This window comes from Streptomyces sp. NPDC085866, assembly GCF_044541035.1.
GTDB lineage: Bacteria > Actinomycetota > Actinomycetes > Streptomycetales > Streptomycetaceae > Streptomyces.
Map to the genome: position 1 here is coordinate 444356 of NZ_JBITSQ010000007.1, position 16193 is coordinate 460548.

The 16193-nt window shown below is 72.4% G+C and carries 13 protein-coding genes; 6 read left to right on the forward strand and 7 right to left on the reverse strand.

Annotated features, from left to right (window positions below; genetic code table 11):
- Positions 1 to 61: 61 nt before the first annotated feature.
- The 4 genes from ACIF83_RS20515 to ACIF83_RS20530 all read left to right on the forward strand — a co-directional run bounded on the left by ACIF83_RS20515 (position 62) and on the right by ACIF83_RS20530 (position 5640).
- Positions 62 to 1987, forward strand: coding sequence for a phosphatase PAP2 family protein (locus ACIF83_RS20515; protein WP_399728705.1), 1926 nt, complete (start codon positions 62 to 64; stop codon positions 1985 to 1987).
- A 106-nt stretch (positions 1988 to 2093) separates the two neighbouring features.
- Positions 2094 to 3800, forward strand: a complete 1707-nt coding sequence (locus tag ACIF83_RS20520) for a phospholipid carrier-dependent glycosyltransferase (protein WP_399728708.1) — start codon at positions 2094 to 2096, stop codon at positions 3798 to 3800.
- An 82-nt stretch (positions 3801 to 3882) separates the two neighbouring features.
- Positions 3883 to 4800, forward strand: coding sequence for a MurR/RpiR family transcriptional regulator (locus ACIF83_RS20525; RefSeq protein WP_393478021.1), 918 nt, complete (start codon positions 3883 to 3885; stop codon positions 4798 to 4800).
- Positions 4801 to 5262: 462 nt separating this feature from the next.
- Positions 5263 to 5640, forward strand: coding sequence for a hypothetical protein (locus tag ACIF83_RS20530; RefSeq protein ID WP_186581630.1), 378 nt, complete (start codon positions 5263 to 5265; stop codon positions 5638 to 5640).
- A 288-nt stretch (positions 5641 to 5928) separates the two neighbouring features.
- Here ACIF83_RS20530 and ACIF83_RS20535 read toward each other — a convergent pair whose 3' ends face one another.
- Positions 5929 to 6627, reverse strand: coding sequence for a peptidoglycan-binding protein (locus ACIF83_RS20535; protein WP_399728712.1), 699 nt, complete (start codon positions 6625 to 6627; stop codon positions 5929 to 5931).
- 167 nt (positions 6628 to 6794) lie between these two features.
- Between ACIF83_RS20535 and ACIF83_RS20540 the strand changes: the two genes are divergently transcribed.
- Positions 6795 to 9212, forward strand: coding sequence for a polysaccharide lyase 8 family protein (locus ACIF83_RS20540; RefSeq protein WP_399728715.1), 2418 nt, complete (start codon positions 6795 to 6797; stop codon positions 9210 to 9212).
- Here the strand turns inward: ACIF83_RS20540 and ACIF83_RS20545 are convergent.
- Positions 9199 to 10041, reverse strand: a complete 843-nt coding sequence (locus ACIF83_RS20545; protein WP_399728718.1) for a hypothetical protein — start codon at positions 10039 to 10041, stop codon at positions 9199 to 9201. The genes ACIF83_RS20540 and ACIF83_RS20545 overlap by 14 nt on opposite strands.
- A gap of 155 nt (positions 10042 to 10196) precedes the next feature.
- Between ACIF83_RS20545 and ACIF83_RS20550 the strand changes: the two genes are divergently transcribed.
- On the forward strand, positions 10197 to 10769 hold the full coding sequence (locus ACIF83_RS20550; protein ID WP_393478009.1) for a MarR family winged helix-turn-helix transcriptional regulator: 573 nt from the start codon (positions 10197 to 10199) through the stop codon (positions 10767 to 10769).
- Positions 10770 to 10776: 7 nt separating this feature from the next.
- On the opposite strand, the gene ACIF83_RS20555 is transcribed toward ACIF83_RS20550, so the two are convergent.
- From ACIF83_RS20555 to ACIF83_RS20575, 5 genes are all read right to left on the reverse strand, one after another.
- The gene (locus tag ACIF83_RS20555) at positions 10777 to 11481 is read right to left on the reverse strand and encodes a gamma-glutamyl-gamma-aminobutyrate hydrolase family protein (protein WP_399728722.1); all 705 of its coding nucleotides are present in this window, start codon (positions 11479 to 11481) and stop codon (positions 10777 to 10779) included.
- Positions 11478 to 12968, reverse strand: a complete 1491-nt coding sequence (locus tag ACIF83_RS20560) for an aldehyde dehydrogenase (protein WP_399728725.1) — start codon at positions 12966 to 12968, stop codon at positions 11478 to 11480. The genes ACIF83_RS20555 and ACIF83_RS20560 overlap by 4 nt, the downstream gene beginning before the upstream one ends.
- A gap of 60 nt (positions 12969 to 13028) precedes the next feature.
- A complete protein-coding gene (locus ACIF83_RS20565) occupies positions 13029 to 14489 on the reverse strand; it encodes an APC family permease (protein WP_393478002.1) in 1461 nt (486 codons plus the stop codon).
- Between the two features lie 185 nt (positions 14490 to 14674).
- Positions 14675 to 15298, reverse strand: coding sequence for a TetR/AcrR family transcriptional regulator (locus ACIF83_RS20570; RefSeq protein WP_393477999.1), 624 nt, complete (start codon positions 15296 to 15298; stop codon positions 14675 to 14677).
- A gap of 44 nt (positions 15299 to 15342) precedes the next feature.
- The gene (locus ACIF83_RS20575) at positions 15343 to 16188 is read right to left on the reverse strand and encodes a fumarylacetoacetate hydrolase family protein (protein ID WP_393477997.1); all 846 of its coding nucleotides are present in this window, start codon (positions 16186 to 16188) and stop codon (positions 15343 to 15345) included.
- Positions 16189 to 16193: the final 5 nt, after the last annotated feature.

Genomic DNA, 16193 nt, shown 5'->3' on the forward strand with positions numbered 1-16193 from the left:
GCGGTCCCGTGGGCCACTCCCCGGCCGCCGTCCGGCCGAAGAACTCGAGAGAGGCACACGCATGCCGTCACCCGCCGGGCTCCACTCCTCCTCGCCGGCCCGTGGAACCGCCCTGGGCCGACGCGGCTTCCTCAAGACCTCGCTGGGCGCGTCGGCGGGTGTGCTCGCCGCCCCGACCTTCGCCGCGTGGCTGTCCGCCGCCGACGCCAAGGCCGCGACCGCCCCCGCCGCGTTCGTGGACGACTACCGGACCAACGTCCTCCCCAACCTCACCCCCGAGGCCAACGCGGTGGTCCGGATCCTCGGCGGCTTCGCCCAGGTGTGGAAGACCGGCTCGGCCTGGGACTCCGGCACCCCGCTGCGCCCCGAGGTGCTGCGCGCCAACATGCTCTACTGCGCCCGGATCACCACCGAGCGCACCGACGCGCAGGCGAAGGAGGCGTTCGTCTACGACCGCCAGCACCAGAGCTACGCGATGATCGCCGGCCTCGGCCCGCTGGCCGACCTCTACCGGGCGGGCGCCAGGGCGGTCACCTCGATCACCGGCGCGCCCGACGGCACTCCGGCGACCACCATCAGCGACGCGGTGCCCGCGAACGCCCCGGCCGGCTCTGCACTCGGCGCGGGCGCCCACGACTCCGCGCTCGGCAAGGTCGCCGAACTGGTCGACACCGTGCGCGGTCCGTACGCCTCCGGCAACCCGGCCAAGTACGCCTACCAGTACCCGCGTCCGTGGCGCATGAACGAGGACAGCGTGGTCGTCGACACCGGCGCGAAGGACGCGCTCGGCTACCCGGTGTACGAGTCCTCCGTGGTGGTCGCCCCGCAGCTGTTGCGCCAGCGCGGCACCTCCCCGGCCGACGACGGCGGCTTCCCGAGCGGCCACACCAACGCCTTCCACCTGGCCGCCCTCGCCTACGCGTACGCGGTGCCCGAGCGGTTCCAGGAGCTGGTGACGCGCGCCTTCGAGCTGAGCCACACCCGAATCGTGGCGGGCATGCACAACACCGTCGACGTCATCGGCGGCCGCGTCATGGCCACCGCGCTGGCCGCGGCCACCCTCGCCGACCCGGCCAACGCCGGGCTGAAGGCCGCCGCCCGCGCCCAGGCCCTCGCCTACTTCACCGCGCGGACCGGCACCACCGCCGACACCCTGTACGCCTACGCGCACCCGGACACCGACCCGTACGCCGACCGGGACGCCAACGCCCGCTCGGTCCGGCCCCGGCTGACGTACGTGCTGACACGGCAGGGCCACAGCGCGCCGCTGACCGTGCCCAAGGGCGCCGAGGTGCTGCTGGAGACCCGGCTGCCGTACCTGGACGCGGACCAGCGCCGCGAGGTGCTGCGCACCACCGGGCTGCCCGCCGGGTACGTGCTGCTCGACGGCGTCGAGCAATGGGGGCGGCTGAACCTGTTCGCCGCCGCCGACGGTTACGGCGCCTTCGACTCCGACGTCACCGTCGTCCTGGACGCCGCCGTCGGCGGCTTCTCGGCGGCCGACAGCTGGCGCAACGACATCGACGGGTGCGGCGGCCTGACCAAGCGGGGCACCGGCACGCTGACGCTGAGCGGCCGCAACCGGTACACGGGCGGGACGGTGCTGGAGTCCGGTGCGCTGACGGCCGGTTCCGAGGACGCCCTCGGCCACGGGGACGTGCGGGTCTCGGGCGGCACCCTGCGGGTCGACGGGCGGCTGCGGGTGCGCGGCGGGTACGCCCAGGACTCCGGCACCCTGGAGGTCACCCTGCACGCGGACCGCAAGGCGCCGCTGGCCGTGAAGCACCTTGCGGTACTGGGCCGTTCGGCCGTGCTGTCGCTGCGGCTGGACACCGAGCGGCCGCCGGCCGCGGGCAGCACGCTGCCGGTGCTCGACGTGCCCCGGCTGCGCGGGCAGTTCGACCGCGTGGAGGTGAACTCCGACGCGCTGCGGGCCGTACCCGTGTACACGGCAGAAGGTCTGTCGGTACGACTCGTGAAGCGGTGACGCCCCGGTGGCGGGAGCGGTGCGACAGTAGGGCCATGATCCGGTCCCGGCCAGGTCCTGTCGGCCTGACTCCCGCCACCGCACGGCCGGTGCCACCGTGGGGCGGATGATGGCGCGCGCACAGCACACGGCCCAGGTCCTCGTAGCCGAGGCCCCCACGGACGACAGCCCCCGGCGGAGCACGGCCCGGGACCGGCTGCACGCCGGGCTGCGCCGCCGGCGGCGGTGGCTGGTGCCGCTCCTGGTGGCACTGCTGCTGGCCCAGACGGCCGCCGCGATGGTCACCACGGCCGTCCGGCAGACACCCACCATCGACGAACCCGTGTACGTAGCCACGGCCACCGACTATTTGCATGAGCACCGGCTGCGGTACAACCCCGAACATCCGCCCCTCGGCAAGCTGCTGATCGCGGCCGGGGTGGCGGTGGCCGACCCGCACTACGACCCGGCGTACACCGGTACCCAGGGCGATGTGGGCCGACATCTGCTGTACGAGTCGGGCAACGATCCGTGGCGGCTGATGCTGTGGGCACGGCTGCCGGTGATCGCACTGACCCTGCTGTTCGGGCTGGTGGTGTTCGCGTTCGCGTATGAGCTGACGGGCACGGCCGGCGGGCTGGCGGCGCTCGCGCTGTACGCCTTCTCGCCGGACGTGGTCGCGCACGGCTCGCTGGCCACGCTGGACCTGCCGGCGGCCGGGTTCGTGCTGACGTCCACCTGGCTGGTGTGGCGGGCCCGGGACCGGCCCCGGTCGTACCTGCCGCTCTCCGGGGCGGCCCTCGGGGCGGCGGTGGCGACGAAGATGAGCGCGCTGCCCGCGATCCCCGTGGTGATGCTGCTCGCGGTGGTGTCGGTGTGGGCCGCCCGGCGGGGTGCCGAGCGGCGTCGGAAGGTGCTCCTGGGGCTCGCGGGGGCGACGGTCGTGGCACTGGTGGCGGTCGCCGTCGTGTGGGCCACGTATCTGGCGGTCGATCCCCGGCTGCGGTTCACGCCCGCCGAGGCGGTCCCCGCCGTGCACGGGCTGCGCGGGCGCCTGACGGACCTGCTGCCGCTGCCGGAGGCGTACCGGGCCGGGATGCGGGTGCAGTTCGGCCTGGAGGACTACCCCTGGCAGGGCTACCTGTTCGGGCATCTGTACACGGGCTCGCTCTGGTACTACCTGCCCGCCGCCCTGCTGGTGAAGACACCGCTCGGGCTGCTCGCGCTGGGCTCGGCCGGCGCCGTGGCCGTACTGACGGTGCGACGGCTGCGGCCCGCCGCGCCGTATCTGCTGCTGCCGCCCGCGGTGCTGCTCGCTGCGGCGATGACGGGCTCGCGGGACTTCGGGACCCGGTACGCGCTGTTCGTTCCGGTGTTCCTCGCGGTGGCGGGAGCGTGCGTGCGCACGCTGCCGTGGCGCCGGTCGGGTGCGCTGACGGGGCTGCTGGTGCTGTGGGTGGCGGTGAGTTCGCTGCGCACGTTCCCGTACTACCTGCCGTACGCCAACGAGGCGTTCGGCGGGCCGGCCAACACCCACCGGCTGCTGCACGACTCCAACGTGGACTGGGGCCAGGACCTCGGCCGGCTCGCCGACCGCCTCCGGCAGCGGTACCCGGGCGAGCGGGTGTGGCTTGTCTACAAGGGCAGCGGCGTGCCGTCGTACTACGGCATCCGTGCCACCGATCCGCGCACGGCGCCGCCCGGCCGGGTGCACGGACTGCTCGTCGTGTCGGACTCCGCGGCGGCCAAGGCACGTGGCCGACTGGCCGAATTGATCGAGTCCAGCCACCCGATCGATCAAGTGGGTCATTCGATCACCTTGTACCGGCGGTGAGCCTGCCTGCCCGTCACAGGCCCTGGTCATGACGGTCGGTGAGCTATGTTGAGTGGTCGTGGGAGACAAAGGAGAAGGGTCGGTGCCCTCGCCGCAGCAGGCACGCGCCCAGGCATCAGCGATCACCTCGGGCAAGATCGCGCCGGAGGCCGGGGCCGCACCGACCTCCCAGCTCAGAGAACTCTTCGACGGCCCCCGGCTGTCCCCGGGGCAGCGCCGCGTCGCCCAGTACCTGATCGAGCACATCACCGAGGCGGCGTTCCTGTCGATCACCGAGCTGGCCGACCGCGTGGGCGTCAGCCAGCCCTCCGTCACCCGCTTCGCGGCCGCCGTCGGCTTCAGCGGCTACCCGGCGCTGCGGGAGAAGCTCCAGTCGATCGCGCTGAGCACGCTGGCGGGCGGGCCCGGCGAGGTGGACCGCGCCAACGAGCTCCAGGCGGCCGTCGACGCCGAGATCCAGAACCTGGAGAACATGCGCCGCGACTTCGCCGACCCCGACCGGGTGATCCAGGTCGGCCGCGCGCTGTCCCGCTCCACCCCGCTGACCGTGCTGGGACTGCGCATCTCCGTGTCACTGGCCGAGTACTTCGGCTATGCCGCCCGCCGCATCCATCCCGACGTACGGCTGGTGACGCGCGGCGGCAGCGTGGCCTACGACGCGCTGCTGCAGTCGCGCGAGGCCGGCGGCACCTGGGTGCTGGCGTTCGCCATGCCCCGGCACGCACAGGAGACGCTCACCGCGCTCCGGGTCGCACGCGAGGCAGGTCTGAAGGTTGCCCTGATCACCGACCTGGCACTCGGTCCGCTGGCCGACGAGGCCGACGTCACCTTCGCCACCGGCACCGGCTCCCGCCTGGTCTTCGACTCCTACGCGGCGCCCGGGGTGATGGCCGCGGCCCTGCTGCAGGCCATGACGGACGCCGATCCGGAGCGCACGCAGGGCCGCCTGGAGAAGTACGAACAGGTCGCCGACCAGCAGCAGTTCTTCCTGAAGGACTGAACCTTCCGCCCGCCGGAGACCCCCCTTCCCGCAGTTCTTCCTGTCGCACTCCCCCCGCACGGGGATCTTTCGCCGTCAGAGGATCATTCAACGCATATCCCGCATGAATGTTTTCATACGTCTTGCAAACCCGTCGGTATATATAAATACTGCTCACGGATCTCGCCCGGTCGACTCCGGGCTCGTTCCGCACCCGCGGGACTCACCGCTCGCACACCGCCCCGAGAAAGCCGACGGACCGCCCATGCGCACGCAAGCACTCCAGCCGCGCAGGTCCTCCGCGCCCGGGGCCCCCGCACGGACACCCTCAGCCGCCGTCCCCTACCCACGTCGGCGATCAGGGTGTTCGGTGGCGCACCGCCCAGGCGATGCGCCCGTGGCGGCCCCGGCCATCCCCTAGGCCGGGGCCGCCCCAAACCGTCGGACCACCCTCACGACGCCGCACACCGGAAGCGATTGCCCATGTCCTTGACCACCACCACGCGCCTCAGCCCCGACTGGCCCTGCCAGGTCAAGATGCCCGGCAGCTACGACTGGGAACGCTCGGCGGCCAAGTGGCTGCGCGAGCTGGTCCCGGCGCGCTACGCCAGCTACCCGGCGCTGATCCGGCACCCCGTCCTGCTCGCCCGGCACGCGCAGATCCAGGTCCAGCAGGAGATCCGGGTGGCCCGGACGGCTCTGCAGACCGCGCGGGCCGAGCTGCCCGTGCTCGGCCTGCCCGAATCGGTCATCGAGCACACGATCAAGTTGTACGCGGCCGAGGTGCTTCAGCTGCAGCACATCGCGCGCAGTGTCCGCGCGGTCAGCGAGGCGCTGGCAGCCCGCGGCATGCCCCGCTGAAGCGCGTCGCCGGCCGTCGTCGGTCAGCGCTGTCGTGGTCAGTCGTCACCGTGTCGTCAGTCGTCGTCGCGGTGTCGCCAGTACCAGAGGACACCGACGGCCAGGGCCAGCAGGAAGACGGCGGGCACTAGCAGGCCCGGAATGCGGGAGCCGGTCATCGGCATGACCTTCGGTCGTGGTGCGAGGTGCGCCCGGCGGCAGGCCGCAGGGTGAGCCCATGGTGGGGCCTGCCGGCCGGTCGTCCACGAGGTTTTTCCGAGGCGTTGCCCGGTGTTCGAGCCCGGCTGCTCAGCCGCTGCCGTCGAGGCTCGTCCGGGATTGCAGTGCGCGGCGCGTGTCGTTGCCGTAGACGCCGGTCTCGTCGCCGCTGATGCCGTACCAGAGCTGGAAGCGGGCCACGGCCGCCGTGAGGACGGCGTCGTAGGTGCCGTCGGTCGAACCGTCCCGGTAGACGTCGGGGACGCGCAGCAGGCGCTGCTGCAGTTCGGCGACCTCGGGGCCGGTGTCGCCCTGCCGGAGGGTGCCCGCGCCGTCGGGGTCGGCGGCCGGGGTGGTGGCGGGCGCGGCCGGAGCGGTGGTCGTCGGTGCGGTCGTGGTGGTGTGGGACGGCTGTAGGCTCGCGTCTGCCTCCTGCCGCGTGGGGAGCAGGAGGGCGCAGCCGAAGCCGACCACCGCGGCCGCTCCGACCGCCACGGCGACGGCGGCACGGCGCAGCCCCGCGGCCGGGCGGCCGGTGCCGTTCCGTGGGGTCTGCCGGGCAGCCGGGAAGGGGGGCAGCTCCTGGGTGTCGTCCTCGGTGGCGGATGTCCGGGGCGGCGTGCCGGCACCAGGTCGAGGTGCCGTGCCGAAGGACTCGAACGTCTCGCGCTCCGGGAGCATCTCGCGCATCAGCTCGGCGAGGGCGTCGAAGCGGCGCAGCCGCACGACGCGGACGGGTTCGAGGACCGGTCCGGGGTGCGGCTGTTCAGGGTCGGGCGGTGTCGGCACCCTGCTCTCCTTCCGTCCCGTGCGTACGGGATCCGCGGTCCCCGTGCTGAGATACGGCGCGCATACCGCACCCGTTCAGCCCCCACCCTCTCCAGTAAACGCTCGAAACGCTCAACTCGGTAAGAAGCATTGAGCGTTTGAGCGAATGCATGCTAGAAACCGCCGTCATGACAACTCCTTGGTCCCGCCGTGGTTTCCTGACCGCTTCCGCGGGCACCGCTGTCGCCCTGGGGCTCGACACCCGGGCGTTCGCGGCCTCGGACGAGTTCGCGACGCTGCGCGCGAAGTGGCGCACCCTGATCCTCGGCGAGGGCGTCGACCCGACCGCCGAACCGTTCACGTCCCGGCTCGCCGACCTGGGAACCACGGCGCGCGGGCTGCTCGCCACGATGGCCCCGGCCACCGGCTCGCTCTGGCCCGACCTGGTCTACGCCGACCCGGACCCGGACACCGACCAGGAGTCCTACGGCTACTCGGGCAACATGAACACCAGTTACACCCGCCTGAACACGCTCGCGCAGGCCTACTGCCGGCCGGGCACCGGCCTGACCGGCGACACCGGTCTGCGGGACGCGATCCGCACCGGCCTCGACCATCTCCACGACGACGTCTACAACGCGGGCCGGACCCCGTACGGCAACTGGTACAGCTGGCAGATCGGCGCCCCGCAGGCGCTGCTCGACGTCTGCGTGCTGATGTACGACGCCCTGTCGGCGGCGCAGCTCGCGAACTACCTGGCCGCGGTGGACCACTTCGTGCCGGACTCGGCTGTGGCGAGCTACAGCGGGACCAGTACCGGAGCCAACCGGGTCGACCTGTGCCGGGTGCTGGCGCTGCGCGGTGTCGTCGGCGCGAGCGCGGCCGAGGTGGCCCTGGCCCGGGACGCCCTCTCCCCCGTCCTCCCGTACGTGAGCTCGGGCGACGGCCTGTACCCGGACGGGTCGTTCGTCCAGCACACCACCGTGCCCTACACGGGTTCGTACGGTTCGGTGCTGCTCGGCGGGCTCGGTCTGCTCTTCGCGCTGCTGGCCGGCTCGAGCTGGGCGGTGACGGACCCGAACCGGCAGATCGTGTTCGACGCGGTGGAGCACGCGTGGGCGCCGTTCCTCTACAACGGCCTGGTGATGGACGGTGTTTCCGGGCGCGCGATCAGCCGGGGGCTGTCGGCCTCGGATCCGAAGCAGATCCAGCAGGACGACCACCTGCGCGGCCATCCGATCCTCGCCTCGATCGTCCTGCTCGGGCAGGGCGCGAGCGCGGCGGAGAACGCCCGCTGGCGCGGCCTGGTGAAGGGCTGGACGCAACGCGACTACTACAGCCCGCCGCTGAACGACCCGGTGCTCGGCCTGCCGCAGCTGGCCCGGCTCAAGGGGGTGCGGGACGACACGTCGGTGACCGCGGTCGCGGAGCCCACCGGGCACCGGCTGTTCCCCTCCATGGCGCGGGCCACGCACCGCAGGCCCGGCTGGGCGGCCGCGCTCAGCATGGCCGACCGCCGGATCACCTACTACGAGACGGGCAACGGCGAGAACCTGCGCGGCTGGCACACCGGTTCGGGGATGCTGTACTGGTGGGGCGACACGTTCGCCAACGGCCAGTACAGCGACGCCTTCTGGCCGACCGTCGACCCCTACCGGCTGCCCGGTACGACCGCCTCCCGGAAGGTCCTGGCGGACGCGGCGGGCGGGGACTGGGGTGCCTCGCTGCCGGACGTGAACTGGGTGGGCGGTGCCACGGACGGGGAGCGGGCGGCCGTCGGGCAGTACCTGAAGGGGCTGCAGTCCACCCTCATGGCGAAGAAGTCGTGGTTCTTCCTGGACGACACAGTCGTCTGCCTGGGCGCGGGCATCAAGTGCGCCGACGGCACGGCCGTGGAGACGACGGTCGAGAACCGCAACCTCGGCCCCACCGGCGGTGCCCCGTTCACGGTGGACGGCACGGTCAGGCCCACCGCCTACCCCTGGTCCGAGACGCTCACCGGCGCGACGTGGGCGCACATCGGCGGGCACGGCGGCTACGTCTTCCCGGGCGGGGCGAGCGTGCGGGCCCTGCGCGAGGCCCGCGACGGCAGCTGGAGCACGATCAACAAGGGTGGTTCGACGACCGTCCTGAACCGCAAGTACCTGACCCTGTACGTCGATCACGGCACGGATCCGGCGAACGCGTCGTACGCCTACCTCCTGCTGCCGGGCGCGACCGCCGCCCTCACCCAGGCGCGCGCCGCCGACACCGGGTGGCTGACCGTCCTCGCCAACACGGACAGCCGGCAGGGCGTGGCCGTGCCCTCGCTCGGCTTCACCGGTGTGAACTTCTGGTTCGGCGGAACGGTCGGAACGCTCACCGCGAGCGATCCGTGCTGCGTGATGATCACCGAGAAGGCCGACGGCACCGCGGTGATCGCGGTGAGCGATCCGATGCGCATGCGCACGAGTCTGACCCTGACCTGGCAGCGGCCGGTCGCGGCGGTGACGTCCGCGCCGGCCACGGTCGCCTCGGCGACGACCGGCTCCGCACTGACCCTGGCCTTCGGGGATCTGACCGCGACGGCGGGCGCGACCCAGCGGATCACCGTCAGGCTGGGGTGAGCGCCCCCTGGACGAACCGGCTCAGGGACGCCGTCAGCGCGGTGACGAAGGCGTCCCGGGCCTCCTCCGGGAGCGCGTCCAGGAACAGGTAGGGGTTGAGGTCCTCCAGCTCGACCAGCAGCAGCTCGCCGTCCGGCGCGCGGCAGGCGTCGACCCGCTGGATGCCGCGGCCGAGGCCGTTCCAGTCGATGAAGTGGCGGGCGAACTCCAGGTCGGCGGCGGTGGCGGCGTACGGCCGCAGCTCCCAGCGGCGCCCCGGGTCGGGTGCGTGGAGGGCGTACTGGAAGTCGTCGTCGACGAAGTAGAAGGACACCTCGTAGGCGAAGTCGACGCACGGCTGGACGAGGACCGTGCCGTCCGTGAGGCCGGCGAGGCGGTCGGCGGGCAGGATCCGCAGGCCGAGGGAGTCGGCGCCGATCTTGGGCTTCACCACGTAGCGCTCGGCCGCCGGCAGCTTGTGCAGGTCCTCGGCACGGTCGACGGTGGGTATGACCGGGAACCCGGCGGCACTGAGGTCGAGCAGGTACTGCTTGCCGGCCATGTCCGCCTTGCCGCTGAGCGGGTTGTACACCAGGGTCCCGCTGTCGAGCGCACGCGCGCGGAAGGCGTCGTACTCCTTCTGGTAGCCGAGGACGGGCCCGCTGTTGCGGACGACGACCGCGTCGTAGGCGTCCATCAGCGCGGCCGCGTCCAACGGATGGCACAGGGCGAGGTCGAAGTGCTCACGCAGCCGCGAGGTCAGGAAGACGTCCTCGTCGCCGTAGCGGCGCCCGCGGGCCGGGTACGCCAGGTCGGTGACGTAGAGGACGCGGGGACGTGCGGCGGACATGTGGATCTCCTCGGACAGCTGGGGTGCAGAAAGGTTACGTCCAGGGGCGGCCGCTCCCGTCCCCGGCCCGGTTCTCCGTACAATTTGAGGCCGAACGATCTCCCGTGGCCGGAATCCGGCCGTGGGTGTCCCGCTCAGCCACCCGAGGAGCGCCCGTGCCCGGCCAGCGATCCATCACCGAAGCCGAACGGCTCGCGTCCGCGAAGCTCGGCGGCGTCCCGATCCGCCGGGAGCAGATGGCGGCCGTGGCCAACATCTACCGGGCCGCCTCCGCGGTGCGGCAGCACCTGGAGAACTCGGTGCTGCGCGGCTCCGACCTGACCTGGACCGCGTTCGTCGTGCTCTGGGTGGTCTGGGTGTGGGGTGAGTCGGAGAGTCGGCACGTGGCGGAGGAGGCCGGGATCTCCAAGGGCACGCTCACCGGCGTGGCGCGCACGCTGGAGTCGCGCGGGCTCCTCGGCCGGGCCGGGCATCCGGACGACGGGCGGCTGGTGCTGCTGAGCCTCACCGACAAGGGCGAGGACCTGATGCAGCGGGTGTTCCCGCAGTTCAACGAGGAGGAGGCGTTCGTCACCGCCGGTCTGAGCGACGCCGAGTGCCGCAGCCTCGCCGAGGGGCTGCGGCGGGTCGTCCTGCAGGTCGAGGAGCACGGCGAGGAGCGCCGCCGGGAGCTGCTCGGCGGGGCCGAGCCGGCACCCCGGCGCAGTGGGCGGCGCCCCAGGAACTGACCGGTGGTCAGAGGCGGGTCCGGGCGGCGCTCACCAGGGCATCGAACAGGCCCTGCTGAGCGGGGTCTTCGTGTGCCGTGTCCTCGGGATGCCACTGCACGGCGGTGAACCAGCCTCGGGCACCCGGGAGTTCGAGTCCCTCGACGGTGCCGTCGGCGGCGGTGGCCGTGACGGCCAGGCCCTGGCCCGGGCGGTCCACTCGCTGGTGGTGGTAGCAGGAGGCGTCCGCCTTCTCGGCGCCGGTGGCTCGCTCGAGCAGGGTGCCACGCCGGATCCGTACCGGGTGCACGAGGTGCCGGTGTTCGTGTCCCGGACCGCCCATGTCCTGTTCCAGGCTGCCGCCGAGCGCCACGTTGACGATCTGCAGTCCCCGGCAGACGGCCAGCAGGGGCAGGCCCGCGCCGAGGGCGTGCCGGGCGACCTGGAGGTCGAAGGCGTCCTGGAGTTCGTCCACGTCGTAGACGCTGTCGTGGGTGGTGGCGGCGCCGTAGCGGTGCGGGGCGAGGTCGCCGCCACCGGGCAGCAGGACGCCGTCGAAGCGGGCGAGCCGGGCGGCGACGTCGCTCTCGGCGGGGTGGATGCTCGCGGGTTCTCCACCGGCCCGCCACACGGCCTCGATCAGGGCGCGGGCGTTGACCTCGGCGGCGTACCGCAGGGCGGAGGTGGTGGCGGAGAAGCGGGCGGGTACGGCGATCAGTGGGCGGTGGGTCACAGCTGGATCCAGGTCGTCTTGAGCTCGGTGTACTTCTCCAGGGCGTGCGCGGACTTGTCACGGCCGTTGCCGGACTGCTTCATGCCGCCGAAGGGGACGGTCAGGTCGCCCTCCTCGTAGCAGTTGACCCACACCGTGCCGGCCTTCAGCCCGCGGGAGACCCGGTGGGCGGTGGACAGGTCGGACGTCCACAGGCCGGCGGCGAGGCCGTACTCGGTGGCGTTGGCGAGCCGTACCGCCTCGTCGAGGTCGTCGAAGGTGAGGACGGAGAGCACGGGGCCGAAGATCTCCTCGCGGGCCAGCCGCATCCCGGGGCCGACGCGGTCGAAGACGGTGGGGCTGAGGTAGCTGCCGCCGGTCTCGGCGAGCGTGCGGGCGCCGCCGGTGCGCAGGCGGGCGCCCTCGGCGCCGGCGGTGGCGACGTGGTCCAGGACTCGGTCCAGGTGGGCCTCGCCGACGAGGGCGCCCATCTCGGTGGCCGGGTCGAGCGGGTCGCCGACGCGGAGTTCCCGGGCCCTTCGTACGACGGCCTCGGTGACGCGCTCGGCGATCGAGGAGTGCACGAGGAGCCGGGAGGGCGCGGTGCACATCTCGCCCTGGTTGAAGAAGATGCCCCAGGCCGCGGTGGCGGCCGCGCGGTCGAGGTCGGGTGCGTCGGGCAGGACGATGTTGGGTGACTTGCCGCCGAGTTCGAGCCAGACCCGCTTGAGGTTGGAGTCGGCGGAGTAGCGCAGGAAGTGGCGGCCGACGGCGGTGGAACCGGTGAAGGCGAGGACGTCGACGTCCGGGTGCAGGCCGATCGCGCGGCCCGCGGTGGGGCCGTCGCCGGTGACGACGTTGAGCACGCCCGGGGGCAGTCCGGCCTCCGTGCCGATCCGGCCCAGCAGCAGCGCCGAGAGCGGGGAGGACTCGGACGGCTTCAGGACGACCGTGCAGCCGGCCGCGAGTGCCGGGGCCACCTTCCAACTCGCCAACGTGAGGGGGAAGTTCCAGGGGACGACCGCGCCGACCACGCCGGCCGGCTCGCGGGTGACGAGGGCGAGGGCGTCGGGGGCGGTGTGCGGGGATTCGTCGGTGAGCTTGTCGGCCAGCTGACCGTACCAGCGGAAGGTGTTGATCGCGGCGCGCAGTTCGACGGCGTACGCGTCGGTGATCGGCTTGCCCATCTCCAGGGTGACGGTGAGGGCGAGCACCTCCCTTTGTTCTTCGAGGAGTTCGGCGATGCGGAGCAGCACGCGGCCGCGTTCGACGGGTGCCAGGCGCGGCCAGGGGCCGGAGTCGAAGGCGCGGCGGGCGGCGGCGACGGCGTGGTCGACCTCGGCCCGCCGCGCGTCGGCGACCTCGGCGAGGGTCTGTCCGTCGCGGGGCGATACGACGGTGAAGGTCGTCCCCGATCCGGGTTCGTCGGCCCCGTCGATGTGGTGCAGCGCGGGCAGGTCGAGGGTCTTGGCCCGGCGCAGCAGTTCGTCATGGGTGACGTCCAGCATGGTGTTCCTGTCCAGGATAGGGGGCCCGGCCCCTGGCGGAGCCGGGCCCGGCGGGGTGCGTCAGCGGGCCTCGGCGGTCCGGGAGCGGACCACGCGCGCGGCCCCGGCGCCCAGGAGCAGTACCGCGGGGACGGCTGCGACGAGCCAGCCGGCGGTGGTGGCATCGCCGCCGATGAGGGTCGTGAAGTTGGCGAGGACCACCCAGATCACTGCGGCGATGCCGAGGGCGCCGAGGGCCGGGGCGATCAGGGTGTTCCAGCGCCGGGTGTCGAGGCGCTCGCGGCGGAAGAAGACGATCACGGAGAGCGAGGTCAGGAAGTACAGGAGCATGCAGGCGAGGACGCCGACGCCGCTGAGCCAGGAGAAGAGGGTGAGGACCGGGTCCTTGCCCGCGAGAGCGAACGGGATCACCAGCAGCACCGCGACGGCCGTCTGCACGATGCCCGCCGCCCACGGCGAATGCCGCTTGTTGAGCGAGCGCAGCCCGCGGGGCAGCAGGCCCTCGCGGCTGAGGGAGAACAGGTAGCGGTTGGCGGAGTTGTGGAAGGCGAGGATGCCGGCGAACAGGGAGGTGCCCAGCAGGACGGGCAGCACGTCGCCCGCCCAGCCGCCGAAGAGCTGCGCGATGGGTGCGAAGACGAACACGGTGGCGTCGCCGCCCGCCAGGGCCTTGCCCGCCGCCCCGGTGACCTTCGTCGCGCCGTACGAGGAGACGAGCATCCACGAGGTGAAGGCGAAGAAGCCGGTCACCACGGCGACCGACAGATAGGTCGCCCGGGGCACCGTCCGGTGCGGCTGACGGGCCTCCTCGCCATAGATCGCGGTGGCCTCGAAGCCGAACATGGACGCGACGGCGAACATCAGGGCCACGCCCGGGGCGCCCTGCAGGACGGCGCTCGGGGAGAAGGTGTCGGCGACACCGAGGCCCTCGGGGCCACCGCCCTTGAAGAGGGTGACGAGGGCGAAGGCGAGCAGGATGCTGAACTCGGCCAGCACGAAGACGGCGAGCACCTTGGCGCCGATCTCGATGCCGGCGGCGCCGAGCGCCTGGACGACGGCCATGGTGACCAGGGCCCACACCCACCAGGCGAGGTGCACGCCGGCGTAGTGCTCGACCAGGCCGGCGACCGTGAAGCCGTACAGGCCGTACATCGCGGCCTGGACCGTGCAGTAGGCGAAGAGTGCCACGGCGGCGCTGCCGCTGCCGGTGGTCCGGCCGAGGCCCTTGCCGATGTACGTGTAGAAGGCGCCCGCGTTCACCACGTGCCGGCCCATGGCCACGAATCCCACCGAGAACAGCAGGATCACCGCGCCGGCGACGGCGTAGGCGGCCGGGGCCCCGGGTCCGTTGCCGACGGCGACGGCGATCGGAACGGCGCCGGCGATGCCGGTGAGCGGCGCCTGGGCGGAGAGGACGAAGAAGAGGATGCCCAGGACTCCCAGGGCGTTGCGCTTGAGGGTTCCTGCGGGCTGCGGGGCCTCTCCGGCCCGGGGCGCTGCGTCGACCGTCTGACTGTCCACTCGGATCACCTGCTGAGGAGGGGAGGGAGGTTTTGTTTTGAGCCAAACGAGTTGCCTCATGGTGGGCCGGAACTATCCATCTGGCAAGGGGTGCGGGTGGGAATTTACTGTCCGGAAACCGCCTGTGGGATCGCATGAGAAACCCCCCGCCGCAACAGCGACGGGGGGTTCCCGAACGGGCACGCTCAGTCGCCGTCCGGGGGCCGTTCACCCAGGTCGCACAGGAGGGACCGCAGCTCGGCGAGAGAGGCCTCGGTGTCCGCGCGGTCGGCGATGCCGGTCAGCTGGTGCAGGACGAGACCGTCCAGGGCGGCGAAGACCAGCCGGTTGAAGGCCGGGCTCGCCCCGGGCGGCAGTATCCGGTCCAGCTCGCGCTGCGAGGCACCGAAGTACTCGGCGTACAGCTCACGCACCTGCGGCAGCAGCTCGGGGCGGCGGCGGGCCTCCAGCAGCAGCTCGTACTGGTACGCCTGTCCGTCCGCGTCCTCCTCCACCATGTCCGTGAGACCGGCGACGAAGTCCTCGGGGCGGCCGGTGCCGGGTTCCAGGAGGCTGCTGCTGAGGCTGGTGCGGATCGCGTAGGCCAGGGACTCCTCGATCAGCGCGTCCCGGGACCCGAAGTGGTGCACGACCAGCCCGTGGGTGACGCCCGCCTCCTCGGCGACCGCCCGGTAGGTCAGGTGGCGCAGACCCCGGCGCCCGACGACCCGCACGGCGGCCCTGAGCAGCGCTTCCCGGCCCTCGCCGTAACCGAGCCGCTTGCGGGAGGGCGGGCGGCGTTCCTGCGAGGTCTCGGCGGATTCGGTCATGGCGGTGACCCTACCCGCCGCCCGTGCCGCGCAGGGTCCGCGGTTCACCGCCGCGGCGGCCGGATGCCGCGGAACTCCCAGTCGCCGCCCAGCGCGGTGGACAGCACCTCCTCGGACTCGGTGGGCTGCGCGCCGACGTCGGTCCGGACCGGGGTGGGCCCGGTGACGACGTGGTTGGTGAGCCGGCCGAGACCCTCGACCTCCACCTCCACGACGTCGCCGGGCCGCACGGGCCGCGAGTTGGCGGGGGTGCCGGACAACAGCACGTCACCGGGGTACAGGGTGATCGTGCGGGCGATGTCGGCGACGAGGTAGTGCATGTCCCACTTCATCTCGTCGGTCGAACCGTCCTGGACGACCTCGCCGTTGACATAGGTCCGCAGCCGCTTGCCGTGGAAGTCCCAGTCGGTGACCAGGCCCGGGCCCAGCGGGCACAGGGTGTCGGAGCCCTTGACCCGGAGCATGGAGCCCGCGTCGGTGTCCCGGAAGTCGTGCAGGCCGTAGTCGTTGGCGACCGTGTAGCCCGCGATGTACTCCCCCGCCTCGGCGGGCGAGATGTTACGGGCCGTCTTCCCGATCACGATCGCCACCTCGCCCTCGTAGTTCAGCCACTTGCAGCCCTCGGGGCGGACGATCGCGCCCCGGTGGGAGTTGAGGGACGAGGTCGGCTTGTGGAAGTAGGTCGGCGTGTCCGGGAGTTCGATGCGGAACTCCTCCACGCGGCTGTGGTGGTTGAGGTGGACGGCGATGACCTTGGAGGGAACCACCGGGGGCAGGTGCGCGGCGTCCTCGATCTTGACGCGGCGGCCGTCACCGGCGACGAGTTCGTCTCCGTCCACTGTGACCTGGACGGCGGCGCCGTCGAGGAGGATGCGGCGGTATTCGGGCATGACGG

Excerpts from the sequence above, each read along its gene's own strand:
- ACIF83_RS20515 (WP_399728705.1), top strand. The coding sequence starts at position 62 with ATGCCGTCACCCGCCGGGCTCCACTCCTCCTCGCCGGCCCGTGGAACC.
- ACIF83_RS20520 (WP_399728708.1), top strand. The coding sequence starts at position 2,094 with ATGATGGCGCGCGCACAGCACACGGCCCAGGTCCTCGTAGCCGAGGCC.
- ACIF83_RS20530 (WP_186581630.1), top strand. The coding sequence starts at position 5,263 with ATGTCCTTGACCACCACCACGCGCCTCAGCCCCGACTGGCCCTGCCAG.
- ACIF83_RS20540 (WP_399728715.1), top strand. The coding sequence starts at position 6,795 with ATGACAACTCCTTGGTCCCGCCGTGGTTTCCTGACCGCTTCCGCGGGC.
- ACIF83_RS20545 (WP_399728718.1), bottom strand. The coding sequence starts at position 10,041 with ATGTCCGCCGCACGTCCCCGCGTCCTCTACGTCACCGACCTGGCGTAC.
- ACIF83_RS20560 (WP_399728725.1), bottom strand. The coding sequence starts at position 12,968 with ATGCTGGACGTCACCCATGACGAACTGCTGCGCCGGGCCAAGACCCTC.
- ACIF83_RS20570 (WP_393477999.1), bottom strand. The coding sequence starts at position 15,298 with ATGACCGAATCCGCCGAGACCTCGCAGGAACGCCGCCCGCCCTCCCGC.
- ACIF83_RS20575 (WP_393477997.1), bottom strand. The coding sequence starts at position 16,188 with ATGCCCGAATACCGCCGCATCCTCCTCGACGGCGCCGCCGTCCAGGTC.